The sequence below is a fragment of the Streptomyces xiamenensis genome (assembly GCF_000993785.3).
Taxonomy (GTDB): domain Bacteria; phylum Actinomycetota; class Actinomycetes; order Streptomycetales; family Streptomycetaceae; genus Streptomyces; species Streptomyces xiamenensis.
On the sequence record NZ_CP009922.3, the window covers coordinates 3,068,091 to 3,082,318 of the forward strand.

The window sequence follows — 14,228 nt, forward strand, 5'->3', positions numbered from 1 at the left end:
GTGTCATGAAGGAAGCTCTTCCGGGGTCCGCTCCACCACCGCGAGGACCTGGGCCGCGGCCCGGTCCGCTCCGGCCAGCAGGGGGGACGGTGTTCCCGGGGTGGCGCCGATCGCCGAGCCCGGCTGCACCGCCTCCGCCGGTATCCCCAGCACCACGACACGCTCGTCCGCGCCCCCGGCCGCGTCCAGCAGGTGGAAGCCGTCCGGGGTCACGTCCAGGGTGCCGCTGGTGGGTGGTGGGCCGTGGTCGCTGGGCCAGTGGTGCAGCCGCGCCCGGCCCGTGCGCAGCAGTCCCTCCAGCAGCGGGTCGTCGGTGTCCGTCACGATCCCCTTCGACATGCGGGTCTCCACGAACGCCCGGGCCCGCACCGGCGCGTCGCGCCGCACCGCCGACCGGCCGGTGAAGGCGCCGTCCTCGTGGGTCACCGTGCTGTCCTCGCCCAGCAGGTCGAGGACGCCCGCGTCGATCAGGGCCAGCACCTGCGCCGTACGGTGCGGCGGCGGCCCCGACGCCAGGGCGAGGCCGAGCGCGGTGAACCAGCCGTCGATGTCCCGCGCCACGCTGCGGCCGTCCAGTGCGCCGCGGGTCACCAGCCGCCGCACCGGGCCGCGTACCGCCGCCATGGCCCGGTTGACGGTGTTGCGCGGGTGGGTGAGCGGGGCGTGCATCGCGTCGAGTTCGTCCTCGACGTGCTCGCGCACCCACCGCCGCCATGTCCCCGGATCCACCGGTCCCGCGCCGCGCGGCCGGTCAAGACGCGTCACCGACAGCGCCCAGCGCTCGTCGGCGACCGCCCCCGCCACCACCGCGTCCACCGCGGCGTCGTCCGGCGCCGCCCGCAGCGCGGCGAGCAGGTCCGCCTCCGCCGCCCCGGCCGCCAGCGCCCGGGGCCGGTGCGCGAGCAGCGTGGACAGATGCGCCCAGGCGAACTCCCGAGCCAGCTGCGGCCACACGTCGCGGCGGAAGTCCTGCCCCGGTACGGCGGCGATCCGCTCGAACCATTCCCGGGTGGCCAGCCGGGGCTCGTACCGGGGCGGGAAGCCCTGCGGGTACGCCGCCTTCGACCGGTAGGGCAGTCCGCGCCGCGAACCCGCCACCAGGTGCGGCTCGCGCCCGCCGGGTACATAGCGCAGCCGGGCGGGCCGCTCCGGGTCCCCTGCGGGTTCGAAGTGGCCGCCGCGTCCCTCGGTCAGCAGCGCGACCACGTCGAAGAAGTTGGCGCCGAGCCCGGTCACCAGCACGTTCTCGCCGGCCGGGACCCGGTCCCAGTCGCGTTCGGCGGGCATGCCGGGCTCGATGTACACCAGGCCGTCGCGCTCCGCCGCGGCCACCAGTGCGCGCTCCCGCGCCGAGCGTCTGGCCTGCACCATGCCCTGGGCGAGGATCACGAACCGGCCGGTCAGCGTCCCCCCGTCGGCCAGCCGCACCGTACGGGCACCGTCCGCGTCCCCGGTCCGTTCCAGTCCGGTCGCGGTGCCGAGCACCCGGGTCACCCGCACCCGTCCGGTCGCCTCCGCCCGCGCCAGCTGCTCGCGGTAGTACACGCCCTGGATGCGCCGGCTCGGATAGGACCACGGCCGCAGGGCCGCCGCCTCGGCCGCGACCCACGCGGGCCGGTCCGGCGGCGGGGTGCTCTCCCGCGCCCAGGTGAGCAGATCGGGGCCAGGGGTCACCGGGCCCGTCATCGGCGTGGACGCGTCCGGGTAGATGGTGGTGTGCGCGCTGTAGGTGTTGTTCAGCAGCAGCGGCGACTGGTCCGTGCGCCAGGTGGCACCGGCGCCCGCCTCCACCCGGTCCAGCACCGCCACCCGTACCGGCGGCGCGCCGTCCGGGTGCCGGGCGGCCAGCCGTTCCACGACGGAGACCGCGCGCGGCCCGCCGCCGACCACGACCACGTCGTAGGCCCTCACGCGGCCTCCAGCGCGGAGGGCCGTACCTGGACGCCGTTCTCGCCGTGCGTCACCCGTACGTCGAGCCCGTACACCCGGCTCAGCACGTCGGCGTCGAACGCCCGCGCGGGCGGCCCGTCGGCGACGATCCGGCCGCCGTCCAGCAGCACCGCCTGGTCGCAGAAGTGCGCCGCGTGGTTGAGGTCGTGAATGGCGATCAGCGCCGTGACCCCCTCCTCCCGGGTCACCGAGCGGACGATCTGCAGCGTCTCGATCTGGTACCGGAGGTCGAGCGCGGAGGTGGGCTCGTCCAGCAGCAGCACCCGGGGCTGCTGCGCCAGGGCGCGCGCGATGAGCACCCGCTGCGCCTGCCCGCCGGAGAGCTGGGACATCGGGCGGTCGCCCAGCTCCGCCAGGCCGAGCCGTTCGATCGCGGCGTCCACGATCTCCCGGTCCGCGCGGGTGGGGCGCAGCCCGATGTGCGGGGTGCGGCCCAGCAGCACGGCCTCCCGTACGGTCTGCTCGAACGGGGTCGTCCCCGACTGCGGTACGTACGCGACGACCCGGGCGTGCTCGCGCCGCGGGGCGGTCAGCAGGTCCCGGCCGCCGAAGGAGACGCTGCCGCCGGCCGGGGTCAGCACCCGGGCGATGATCTTGGTGAGGGTGGATTTGCCGGAGCCGTTCGGGCCGAGCAGGGCGCAGAACGCGCCCTCCGCCACCCGCAGGTCGACGCCCTGCAGGACCGGGTTGCGCCGGTAGGCGAACCGGACCGCGCCGATGTCGAGACTCACTGGGCGGCCCTCCGGGTGAGGATGAGGTTGATGAAGATCGGGGCGCCGATGAACGCGACGACGATGCCGACCGGGATGACCGACGGGGCCAGCACCGTACGCCCCACCGTGTCCGCGATCACCAGCAGCAGACCGCCGGTCAGGAACGAGAACGGCAGCAGGTAGCGGTGGTCGGCGCCGATGGCCAGGCGGGCGATGTGTGGTCCGACCAGGCCGACGAAGCCGATCACGCCGCAGAAGGAGACCACGACGGCGGCCAGGACGACGGAGACGACGATGAGGCCGACCCGGACGGCGGTGACGTTCACACCCAGGCTCTTGGCGGCGTCGTCACCGGCGAAGGCGATGGCGTTGAGGTCGCGGCTGAACCACAGCAGCAGCGGCAGCGCGGCCAGGGTGCACGCCCCCACGACGACGACATCGCCCCAGCCGGCGTTGTTCACCGAGCCGAAGGTCCAGCGCACGATGGCCTGGAGGGTGTTCTCGTCCGCCACGAACTGGAGGGCGGCGGTCATCGCCTCGAACAACTGGGTGAGCGCGATGCCGAGCAGCAGCAGGGTGGCGGTGGACATCGCCTTGGCCGAGGCCAGCCCCAGCACCACGGCGGACACGGCCAGCGCGGTGACCAGCGCGCTGCCGATGACCAGCCACGACCCGGAGCCGGCCGAGCCGCCGGTGAGCAGGATGGCCAGCGCGGCACCGAAGGCGGCGGCCGGCGAGACACCGAGCGTGAACGGGGAGACCAGCGGGTTGCGCAGCAGGCCCTGCATCACCACGCCCGCCAGGGAGAGCGCGGCGCCGGCCACGAAGGCGAGCAGCACCCGGGGCAGCCGCAGGTTGATGATGATCGAGTACGTCTGGGCGAAGTCCCGCTCCAGCACGCCGCCGAGCACGGCGAGCCGGATCGCGCGCCACACGTCCAGGAGTCCGGCGCCGGCCGTTCCGGCGGTGACGGACCAGGTGAGGACGAGGACGGTCACCGCCGTACCGGCCCACAGGACGGCGGGCCGGCCCAGCCGGGCGCCCCGGGTGCGGCGCTTTTCGGGGGCGGGGCGCGGGCCGGGGGCGGTGCCGGGGCCCGCCGCGGTCCTCGCGTCCCCCGTGGTGATGCTCATCGCCGCTCAGCCCGCCTTCTGGATGTACGCGTCGTCGCCGGGGAAGTCCGCGCCCTGGAACTCGGTGGCCCAGCGCTCCAGGTACGTGCCCGGGTCGACGTCGGCGAACTCCCGCGGGTGCAGCCAGCTCGCCAGGTACAGCGCGCCGATGGCCTTGGACAGGCCGCTGGTGGCCCAGCCGTTGGTGACGAAGACCCGGTCCTCGGCGACGGCCGTGAGGTCCTGCCAGCCGGCCCGGCCGGTGAGTTCGGCGGCCAGGGTGTCGAAGCGCTCCTGGCCGGTGGGTTCGGCGGAGGGCCCGAACTCGTGGACCACGACCTGCGGGTCGCGCTCCAGGATCGAGGCGGGGTCCACGGTGGTCTCGGCCTGCTGGTCGCCGCCGGTGTCCAGGTCGCCGTAGATGTTCTCGCCGCCGGCGGCCACGATGATCTGGTCGAAGCCGGAGCCCGGGAGGCCGGTGAGGTAGGGCTGCTCGGTCTCCCAGTACACGCGGACCGGGTCGGTGCCGGCCACCCGCTCGCTGATCACGTCGAAGATCTCGTCGTAGAACCCGGAGACCCGCTGGGCTCCTTCGGTCTCGCCGAAGACCTCGCCCAGCAGTTCCACGGTCTCGTGGAAGACGTCGAAGTCCCAGGCGGTGGCGACCACGACGGGGATGCCGAAGGGCTCCAGCTGCCGGGCGGCCTCCTGCCAGGCGCCGTTGCGCGGGATGATGAGGACATCGGGGTCGAGTTCGGCGACCGACTCGTAGTTGATCTCCTGGAGGTCCTCGCTGACCACCTCGTCGTCGGATATCCCCAGGTAGGGCAGCCGGGCGGCGGAGACCCGGTCGTAGCCGACGACCCGGTCGCCGGCGCCGATGGCCTGGGCGAACTCGTTGCCGTAGCTGTTGAGGACGACGGCGCGCTCGGCGGGCCCGTCGAGTTCGACGGTGCGCCCGGCGTCGTCGACGACCGTGAGCGTCCGGTCACCGCCGCCGTCACCGCTGCTGTCGTCCGTCTCCTTGACCACGGTGCCGCACGCGCCCAGGGACAGCACGACACCGGTGACGGCGGCGAGGGCGACGGTGCGGGAAAGCCGTTGGCTCATGATGAGGGGTTCCGTTCTGCGGGTGGGTCAGCGGGCGGGGGTGGGCGCGGCGTCCGGCCAGTACGGGTCGCCGAGGCTGAGCATCAGCCGGTTCGCCCAGCCGAAGAACGCGGTGGCGGCGACCAGGTCGGTCAGCTCGGTGTCCGCCAGCCCCTCGGCGCGCAGCCGGTCCACGTGGGCGGTGGTGGCGCTGACCGGGGTGGTGGCCAGGGCAGCGGCGAACTCGATGACCGCCGTCCACCGCGCGTCCTGCCCGGCGGCGAGCGGAGCGGTGGCGGCCGGAAGCCAGTCGGCGTCCCGCTGGAGGGAGACGCCGAGCAGCCGGTCCACGTCCTCGGGCCGCTTCGACATCTGGGCGGACTTGCGGGCGTGCACGGAGGCGCAGTAGACGCAGTCGGTCACCTTGCTGGTCGCGGCGGCGGCCAGTTCGCGTTCGGCGCGGGGCAGCCCTTCGCGGGTGGCGAAGATCGCGGCGTCCAGGGAGGTGCGGGCGGCCAGCACCCGGGGCAGCCGGGCCAGCAGCCGGAAGTACTCGCCGTTGGTCTTGCCCCGGAAGGAGTCCTCCTGCTCGGGGGTGAGTTCGTCGGTGGGCACGGGGGGCACCCAGGCCGTCCAGGACAGGAGCTCACGGGTGTACGCGACGGGGCGCTCGCGTCCGTTGGACGCCACCCGCGCGGTGCTCTTGGTGCGGCCCCGCCCCGGCGTGGGGCGGTGCGGCGTGTCGGCCGGCTCGGGGTTCTGCCCCTGGAGCAGCCGCAGTCCCTGGATGGCGCGCGCCTGGAAGGCGGTGAAAGCGGCGACCTGCGAGATGACGACGATGTCGTCGGGCGTCCAGCCGGCTTCGGTCAGCAGGTCGAGGTCCGCGCGGGTGGCCAGGGCGGGGGAGACGGAGATGAGGTCGACGTGGGCGGCGGCGGCGCGCAGCGTGGGGTCCTCGGGCAGTTCGTCGCTGAGGAACGCGGTGTCCGCCCCGAGCCGTACGTGATCTTGGACGAGCGCGTCGACGCCGTGCCGGCGCGCGGCCAGGGCGGCCAGCCCCCGGCGTACCGGTACGCTCACCGCCGCCTCGCCGCCGAACAGCGCGTCCGAGGCTTCCTGGGCGCGCTGTGCGACCAGCGGTTTGGTGGCCCTGGCCGCCGCGATCCGCTCGTCGAGCCCGGCCAGTCGTGCGATGTCGTCGGGGGTGGTGCTCATGAGTTCCGCCTCGTGGTGCTCGGTCGCGTGGTCGGCCGAGGCACGGGCAAACATGTCGAAATCGTCGAGGACGAGAACGAGGTCTCACGAGGAGCACGCTTGCCGCATCACCGCAGCCCGGTCGTCGGTCCCGGGGGCACCCCGCCGTGCAGGAGGGTTGCCGGCCAGCGAGCCGGGACTTGGCGCTGGCGCTCTTGACCTGATCAGCAACCTAGCACCACCGACTCCGCGCGAAACACCCACTGTCCGCCATATGAGACCAACGCGTCTCACGCGGAGGGACGGCCCAGTTCTCGCAAGGGCACCCTGTCCGTCATGTGAGACACGCACGCAGGCGCGCACGTGGGGACGGGCCCCGGATCGGCGACCCGGGGCCCGCGTGCTCAGGGGGAGATCAACAGGAGGAGCCGACCTTGAAGGAGGTCATCTTGTCGTTGAAGTGCGAGGCCACCGCCGCCTCGGACTTGCCCGGGCCGACGGAGAACATGCAGCCGGTGTACTTGTCGTGCTGGTAGACGGCGACCGTCTTGTCAGTGCGGTTCCAGTAGGAGGTCATCTTGTCGTTGAAGTCGTTGCCGACGTTCGACACGGAGCTCTTGGACTGCAGGAACTTGCCGGTGTAGCTGGAGTGCTCCCACACGCAGAAGTTCCCGGCCGAGCACTGACTGGAATCAGCCGCCGCCGGCACCGCCGCCAGCCCCGCGGTCGCCACCGCGAAGGTCAGCGCCGCCCCGATGCTCGCCAGACGTGAGGCAATCTTCCGGTTTTCCACCTGGAATCCCCCTATGTTTTGTGTGCCTGTCATTACACGATGTGTGCGCAAGAAGGCTAGGAGCGCCACGGTGGCCCGGACCAGAGGACCTATGACCGCCCGACCATCGGAACGCTCCTCAACTCCTGCTGGAATCGGCCGAGTTGCAAGATTGGTGCCCGGACCGGATCCCCCCGGACGAGTGACCGGCACGGCGCCGGGATGACGCCCGCAGACACCGCCGACCCCCCTCCTGTTGCGCCACGAGCCACGATCCACCGCCTCGTCCTCCCCCGACCGATGCCCGGACGCCCGCAGCCCCGCCGCCGGACCCCCTCTACGCTGCCCCGGTGAACGACATCCCCCTGGAGCCGGCCGCCCCCGCCCGCAGCGGGCTGACCGTCGATGCCGTGGTCCGCCACTTCGCCGACCTCCTGGAGCCCGGGCCGCCCCACTGCGGGCCGGGCGACGGCCAGATCGCCGACGTGGTCATCGCCGAGCCGGGAGAACCCCTCGACGGGGCGGCCGGCGCCCTCGTCCTCGCGATCGGCGTACGGGAGACGGAGGCACCCGCGATGGTGGCGGCAGCCGGCGCCGCCGGAGCGACCGCGCTCGCCGTGCGCACCCACGGCGAGGAACTGCCGGACGCGGTACGCGCGGCGGCCGAACACACCGGGATCGCCGTCCTCGGCATCCCCCGGGGGCTGCGCTGGGACCGCGCGGAGGCCGAGGTACGGGCCGCCCTCGCCGTACCGTCCGGCGCGCTCGCGGCGGGCCGCGACGGCGACCTGTTCTCCCTGGCGCAGACCGTGGCCACGCTCACCCACGGGGTGGTCAGCATCGAGGACGGCGCGCACCGCGTCGTCGCGTACGCCGGCTCCGGCGACGAGGCCGACGAACTGCGCCGCCGCTCCATCCTCGGCCGCAGCTGCCCCGAGCCCTATCTGGCGCTGCTGCGCCGGCTCGGCGTGTACCAGCGCGTCCGCGAGGGCGACGAGGTCGTCCCGGTCGGGGAGCAGCCGGAGATGGGCGCGCGGCGACGGCTGGCGATCGGGATCAACGCCGGACGCCGCCCGCTGGGGATCATCTGGGTGCAGGAGGGCGGCCGGCCGCTCGCCGCACGGACACCCGAACTACTGCGCGGCGCCGCCCGCATCGCCGCCGCACAACTCGCCGACCACTACTTCCAGGGCGACGCGCGCGCCCGGCTCGCCTCCCGCGAGGAGCTCAGCCACGGACTGCTCACCGGCCGGTTCGACGCCGCCGCCCTCGCCGCCCACCTCGGCATCGACCCGGCCGCCGGAGCAGACGTGGTCGCCGTCGACCTGCGCGGCCCGGCCGACGGAGTCGCCCCCGCACCGGCGGACGTCCGCCGCGCCGAGGCGGCCGGCATCACCTCCGTCCATGCCGCCGCGCACCGGGAGAACGCCCTCGTCGTCCAGGCCTGCGGGCAGATCTACGCCATCCTCCCGTCCCCGGCGGGAGCCCCGCGCCCACGAGCCGCCGCCGACGCGGGGACACCGCCCGACGAGGCAAGCCTGGTGCGCTGGGCCGAGGAACTGGTGGTCACGCTGCGCCGCATGACCGGCACCCCGGTCCAGGCGGTCGTGGCCGGCCGCGCCGAGCGGCTGACCGACATCCCCTCCGTCAAGCTCCGCGGCCACCGCGCGCTGCGCCTGTTGGCCCGCACCCAGGCCACCACTGTCGGCACCCACACCCGGCTCGCCCCGGCCCTGCTCGTCGGCGACACCCTGGAACTGCTGGAGCGGACACCGCGGTTGCGCTTTCCCGCGGTGGCCGCCCTCGCCGCGCGCGACCGTGACCAGGGCACCGACCTGGCCCGGTCCCTGATGCTCTACCTCGACGGGTTCGGCGACGTCACGGCGGTGGCCGGACAGCTCAACGTGCACCCCAACACGCTGCGTTACCGGGTCCGCAAGGCGGTGGCGCTGACGGGCCTCGACCTCGCCGACCCCGAACACCGGCTCGCCGCCACGCTCCAGCTGCGCCTGGAGCTGAACCCACGGGATGCGAGCGACGCGGCCTTCCCGGGCGTCTGAGCCGCGACCCCGTTGTCGGGACGGACACATCGGGGCCCCGAGCGCTGTCGTGGCGGACAAGAGGTGGGGCGGGCGGGACGGCTTACGTTCACACCCTGTTCGCCTTCCACGACGGCGTCCCTGCCCCGACCACTCCCCCCGGAGGCCCGTCATGTCTTCCTCCGCGCCCCCCGGCGCCACCGCCGACCAGCCCACCACCGACGCCGCTTCCGCCCCGGCCGGCATGCGGCGGATCGCCACCGCCAGCTTCGTCGGCACGGCCATCGAGTTCTACGACTACTACATCTACGGAACCGCGGCCGCCCTCGTCCTCAACGACGCCTTCTTCCCCGAACTCTCCAAGACGGCCGGCACCCTGGCCAGCCTGTCCACCTTCGCGGTCGGCTTCGCCGCCCGCCCCCTGGGCGCCGCGATCTTCGGCCACTTCGGCGACCGGGTGGGCCGCAAGGCCGTCCTGGTGGTCTCCCTGCTGATGATGGGCCTGTCCACCGGGCTCATCGGGCTGCTGCCCGGCTACGCCACCCTCGGCGTACTGGCGCCGATCCTGCTCGTGCTGCTGCGGATCATCCAGGGCCTGGGCCTGGGCGGCGAGTGGGGCGGTGCCGCGCTCCTCGCCGTCGAACACGCCCCCAAGAACAAACGCGGCCTGTACGCCGCGGCACCCCAGATGGGCTCACCCGTCGGCTACTTCGCGGCCACCCTCACCTTCCTGATCATGTCCTCGGTGCTGGACGACGCCTCGTTCGACAGTTGGGGCTGGCGCATCCCCTTCCTGCTCTCGTTCGTCCTGGTCGCCGTTGGCCTCGTGATCCGCCTCAAGGTCGCCGAGACGCCCGCCTTCACGAAGGTCACCGAACAGCGCGAGACGGCCAAGGCCCCGCTGGCTGAGGCGTTCCGCAAGCACCCCAGGGAGATGCTGCTCGGCGCCGGGATGATCACCGTCGTGTACGTCATGTTCTACACGGCGGCCACCTACTGCATGACCTACACCACCGACGACCTCGGCATCCCCAAGAACGACATGCTGCTGCTCACCCTTGTCGCCGTCGTGGTTCTCGGCGTCTCCACCTACCTCGTGGCCCGGTGGTCGGACCGCGTCGGCCGCCGCAAACTGATCCTCGGCGGCGCGGCGTTCGGCATCGTCTGGGGCGCCGTCCTCTTCCCCCTGCTCGACACCGGCAACTACCTCCTCATCGCCGTGGCGCTGAGCGGTGCCCTGCTGTGCATGGGCATCATCTACGGCCCGGCCGGCGCCTACCTGCCCGAACTGTTCGGCACCAGGATGCGCTACTCCGGCGCCGGCTTCTCCTACAACCTTGGCGGCGTCCTGGGCGGCGCGGCGGCCCCGCTCATCGTCACAGCCCTGGCGGAGAACTACAGCGCCTCGGTCGGCGGCTGGTTCATGAGCGCCATGGCCCTGTTCTCCCTGCTGTGCACCCTGGCCCTCCCCGAAACGAAGGAACGCGACCTGGACACCGTCTGACCCCCGCCCCCAGACCACCCGGCCCAGGCAAGGCCCCCGCCCTGCCTGGGCCTTCCACCTCCCGCCTCCCATCGCACGGAACGCCGGAGAAACACCTACAGGTCGTCGGGCAGAAGCCGGAACGCGTGGTCCCCGGTGAGCGGGCTGCCGAAGTCCGGAAGACCTGCGCGCCAATCACACCCATGCGCAAAGGGCCTGGGGCCTACGCCGTGCGAGTGTCCGTGCCGCGCGGGATGTAAAGGTCGTCGCCGAAGACGGCGGAGATCTGGATCTGGCCGCCGAGGGCGGCGGGCATGCCGAGGTGGCCGGGCGACAGGAATTCGGCACGAATCTCGCACGGGGCGCCCAACAGATTCGAGCACGACGAAGGCCCAGATCGGGGATGGTGTCCTTGACCTGGGCCTTCGTGTAAAGAGCGGGCGACGAGAATCGAACTCGCGCTCTGAGCTCGGGAAGCACTGAGCTCTTGGCGGGCCCGTGGTCGCCGACCCGCCGGACTGCCGCCGACGGCGACAGTCCGGCAGGCCACGGAGAACCGCCGTTGACCGTGAACGGCCGCCCGCACGGGCAAGCATCGGGCACGTCTCACCGGGCCACAGGGGCCCGCGCAGCCCGCCACACCTCACGCGGGTGTGTCACTCGAACTGTGCGAAGAACCTCCAGATCTCTCCCTTGGTCCAGGTGGCGACGCCGCTTTCGTTGGGGGAGCCGTCGACCGGACCGGGAATGTGGCCTCCGTCGAACGCGGCCCACTGGACCGGGTACCCGGCACGGCAGCCCGAGTACGTGGTGGTGATGTGCGTTCGGCTGCCCGGCGCGGGCTCGCGCGGGCTCTGGGAAGTGCAGCCGTTGTTGCTGACGAACCTGTCGCGCAGGGACCGTCCTTGCGCGATGTTGAGAACGGAGTCGCTGATGCCGTGGATGCCGAAGTACGCGATGGGCTGGTTGCCGCCGCTGCACCCGCTGATCTGGGCGCCGGCGATGACCGCGACGGCCCTGAAGTCGTTCGCCCGGGCGCAGGCGAGTGCGTAGCTCATGCCGCCGCCCCAGCTGAACCCCGTGGCGAAACGCTGTGCCGGGTTGACGCAGAGGCCGGCCTCGATGCGCCGGATCATGTCGTCGACGAAGGTGATGTCCTCACCGCCCGCATTGGCCCAGCCGTTGTCGAGGCCCTGGGGAGCGACGAGGATCGCGGTGTTGTTCGACTGTTCCTGCTGGCCGTAGTAGGACCAGGCGTTCCCGCTCGTTCCGCCGGAGGCGACGTCCTGGGCGGTTCCGCCTCGCCAGTGGAATGCGAAGATCAGCCGGTAGGGACGGTTGTTGTCGTAGTTGGCAGGGACTCTGAGGATGAAGCTGCGGCTCTTGCCGCCGCTCTGGATCGTGTGCGTGCCGCTCGTCAGCCCCGGGGCGCTGCCGCATCCGCCCTCGCCACCGGACGACAGCTTGATCATTCGCCATTGCTGGTTGGTGCCGCCCCAGTCGGCGTACTGGATGATGCTGCCGCCGTCGGCGGTCGAGGCGTCCCGCACCTCTACCGCCTTGCCGCTGCCGCGGTTGATCAGCCGGACGTGTTCCGCGTCGGAGTCGGCCAGCCGGAACTGCTGGTTGGCTCCGTTGTGGTCGGCCCACTGCTGGACCGCGGCACCGTCGGCGGTCGAGGCGCCCGCGACGTCGAGAACCTTGTCCGAATGCCGGGCCTTGAGCCGGTAGAAGCCGTTGCCGGCGTCCACGAACTGCCACTGCTGGTTGGTTCCGTCGTGGCGCGTCCACTGCTGGAGCGCGGCCCCGTCGGCGGTCGAGGCGCCCGCGACGTCCAGTGCCTTGCCGCTGTTGCGATTGACCAGGACGTACCAGGTGTCTGTGTCCACCGCCGCGGCCTCGGCGGACGCTGACAGCCCCTGGGCGGGCGTGGTGATCACCGAGGTGAGCAGACCGGTCGCGAGGACCGTCGCCAGCACGGCGGTGATCCGGGACCACCATCGAGATCCGTGTGGGCGGGCGGAGCGAGCCGCACCAGGGATCTTCATCGAGTCACTCCCTTGTCAGCGACGGCCCCCATCAGGTGACGGCCCAGCGCTGGTTGCTGCCGTTCCAGCAGGAGTAGAGCTGGAGCAGGGCGCCGTTGCCGGAGCCTGTGGCATCGAGGCAGAGGCCGGACTGGACGCCGACGATGGAGCCGTCGGAGTTCACGCGCCATTTCTGGTTGTCGCCGCCCCAGCAGCTGTAGATCTGAACTCTGGCGCCGTTGCCGGTGCCGCCGGCGTCCAGGCACTTGTTGCCGTAGACCCTGAACTCGCCGTCGGCGGTGTGCGTCCACTGCTGGTTGGTGCCGCCGTGGCAGTCCCACAGCTGGACCTGGGTGCCGTCGGTGGTGCTGGAGTTGGGCACGTCCAGGCACCGCTCCGAACCGACGCCCCTGATCCGCCCACCCGGAATGGGCGTGGACGAGCCGCCGTTGAGCGCGTTGAGGACGGCGTCGTAGGCGGGCTTCTTGCTGCCGTTGTTGTTGAACAGCAGCGGCGTGTGCTGCGATCGCCAGGAGTCGCTGTCGCGCACACCCCAGACGGTGATGCCGACGCAGCGCGCGACCGCCAGGCAGTCATTGGTCACGTTGGCGAAAGTCGTGGGCGAGGCGCCCTGGATGTCGAGCTCGGTGACGGACACGTCGACGCCGAGCGCGGCGAAACTCTGCAGGGTGGTACGGAAGTTGCTGTTGTAGGGGTTGCCTTCGTTGAAGTGCGCCTGGAAGCCGACACAGTCGATCGGCACGCCGCGCTGCTTGAAGTCCCGGACCATGGAGTACATGGCCTGCGTTTTGGCCGAGTTCCAGTTCTCTACGTTGTAGTCGTTGTAGCAGAGCTTGGCGGCCGGGTCGACGGCGCGCGCGGTGCGGAAGGCGACCTCGATCCAGTCGTTGCCGGAGCGCTGCAGGTTGGAGTCGCGCCGGGCTCCCGAACCGCCGTCGGCGAAGGCTTCGTTCACGACGTCCCACTCGACGATCTTGCCGCGGTAGTGGGTCATCACGCCGGTGATGTGGTCGTTCATCGCCCGGCGCAGCTCGCTGCCGTTGAGGCTCTGCATCCAGCCGGGCTGCTGGGAGTGCCAGGCCAGGGTGTGGCCGCGCACCTGCTTGCCGTTCTGCACCGCCCAGTTGTAGACGCGGTCACCTGCGGTGAAGTTGAACTGTCCCCGCTGGGGTTGGGTGGCATCGATCTTCATCTCGTTCTCGGCCGTCACCGAGTTGAACTCGCGGCTCGCGATACTCGTGTACACCGAGTCGTTCAACCTGCCCGAGGCGATGGCGACGCCGAAGTAACGACCGCTCTGCGCCGCCGCGGCGCCGAGCGTGCTCTCGGCGGCGTGTGCGCTCGGCGGGTTGACCAGGGCACCGACCACCCCGAGGACGCCGACGACCAGCGCTATCAGTAGACCCTGGAACTTCCGGCGGGCGGTGGGTGGAGATATGGCGTACGAGCCCATGACTGTGCCTCCTGGGTAGACGTCACGGAAGGGCTGAAGTGCGGCGGAGGCGTCGTCCGCCCCCACGCGGCGGGCGGACGAGGCGGGCCGGAACCCGGGCATCACGGGATGACCGGACACCATGGGCGCGCCGAAGGGCAGCGGATTCGGCGGGGACGATGAGCGACGACGACGCCGGGCCGTAATGGACGACCACGGCCGCGCGTACCGGACGCGGGGCCGTGGCGGGGTTGCGACAGAGGCATGGGGTGCTCCATGGCGGCTCAACCGGCGGACCGCCACGCGGCGTCGCTTACCTCTCCGATTGTGCGAAGAGCCAGGATGCGCCGGCGTGAACCTCACCGGATCGGAAACGGGGTGGCGCGGGTGCTGTGG

At 72.1% G+C, this 14,228-nt stretch carries 10 protein-coding genes, 1 tRNA gene and 1 riboswitch; of the genes, 2 read left to right on the plus strand and 9 right to left on the minus strand.

The window, feature by feature from the left end:
* Positions 1-3 precede the first annotated feature (3 nt).
* The 6 genes from SXIM_RS14050 to SXIM_RS14075 all read right to left on the minus strand — a co-directional run bounded on the left by SXIM_RS14050 (position 4) and on the right by SXIM_RS14075 (position 6,851).
* Positions 4-1,911, minus strand: a complete 1,908-nt coding sequence (locus SXIM_RS14050; protein WP_046724224.1) for an FAD/NAD(P)-binding protein — start codon at positions 1,909-1,911, stop codon at positions 4-6.
* Positions 1,908-2,681, minus strand: coding sequence for an ABC transporter ATP-binding protein (locus tag SXIM_RS14055; protein WP_030732976.1), 774 nt, complete (start codon positions 2,679-2,681; stop codon positions 1,908-1,910). Before SXIM_RS14055 ends, SXIM_RS14050 begins: the two co-directional genes overlap by 4 nt.
* On the minus strand, positions 2,678-3,796 hold the full coding sequence (locus SXIM_RS14060) for a FecCD family ABC transporter permease (RefSeq protein ID WP_030732979.1): 1,119 nt from the start codon (positions 3,794-3,796) through the stop codon (positions 2,678-2,680). The genes SXIM_RS14055 and SXIM_RS14060 overlap by 4 nt, the downstream gene beginning before the upstream one ends.
* Positions 3,797-3,802: 6 nt before the next feature.
* Positions 3,803-4,885: an ABC transporter substrate-binding protein gene (locus SXIM_RS14065; protein WP_030732982.1), complete on the minus strand. Its 1,083-nt coding sequence runs from the start codon at positions 4,883-4,885 to the stop codon at positions 3,803-3,805.
* Positions 4,886-4,912: 27 nt separating this feature from the next.
* Positions 4,913-6,133, minus strand: coding sequence for a peroxidase-related enzyme (locus SXIM_RS14070; RefSeq protein WP_234306875.1), 1,221 nt, complete (start codon positions 6,131-6,133; stop codon positions 4,913-4,915).
* Positions 6,134-6,169: 36 nt separating this feature from the next.
* A riboswitch (SAM riboswitch) is annotated at positions 6,170-6,279 on the minus strand.
* 194 nt (positions 6,280-6,473) lie between these two features.
* Entirely contained in the window at positions 6,474-6,851 is a 378-nt protein-coding gene (locus SXIM_RS14075; RefSeq protein WP_030732988.1) for a peptidase inhibitor family I36 protein, read from the minus strand.
* Positions 6,852-7,180: 329 nt separating this feature from the next.
* Between SXIM_RS14075 and SXIM_RS14080 the strand changes: the two genes are divergently transcribed.
* Both SXIM_RS14080 and SXIM_RS14085 read left to right on the plus strand, forming a co-directional pair.
* Complete coding sequence (locus SXIM_RS14080) at positions 7,181-8,890, plus strand: PucR family transcriptional regulator (protein ID WP_052385274.1); 1,710 nt, start codon at positions 7,181-7,183, stop codon at positions 8,888-8,890.
* 151 nt (positions 8,891-9,041) lie between these two features.
* Positions 9,042-10,373 carry an MFS transporter gene (locus SXIM_RS14085; RefSeq protein ID WP_046724228.1) on the plus strand — a complete coding sequence of 444 codons (1,332 nt, stop codon included), beginning with the start codon at positions 9,042-9,044 and terminating at the stop codon, positions 10,371-10,373.
* Between the two features lie 414 nt (positions 10,374-10,787).
* On the opposite strand, the gene SXIM_RS14095 is transcribed toward SXIM_RS14085, so the two are convergent.
* The 3 genes from SXIM_RS14095 to SXIM_RS14105 form a co-directional block, all read right to left on the minus strand.
* Positions 10,788-10,866 (minus strand) — tRNA-Gly (locus SXIM_RS14095).
* A 142-nt stretch (positions 10,867-11,008) separates the two neighbouring features.
* A complete protein-coding gene (locus SXIM_RS14100; protein WP_046724230.1) occupies positions 11,009-12,331 on the minus strand; it encodes an RICIN domain-containing protein in 1,323 nt (440 codons plus the stop codon).
* Between the two features lie 100 nt (positions 12,332-12,431).
* Positions 12,432-13,853 carry an endo-1,4-beta-xylanase gene (locus tag SXIM_RS14105; RefSeq protein WP_046724235.1) on the minus strand — a complete coding sequence of 474 codons (1,422 nt, stop codon included), beginning with the start codon at positions 13,851-13,853 and terminating at the stop codon, positions 12,432-12,434.
* Between the last annotated feature and the right edge of the window lie 375 nt (positions 13,854-14,228).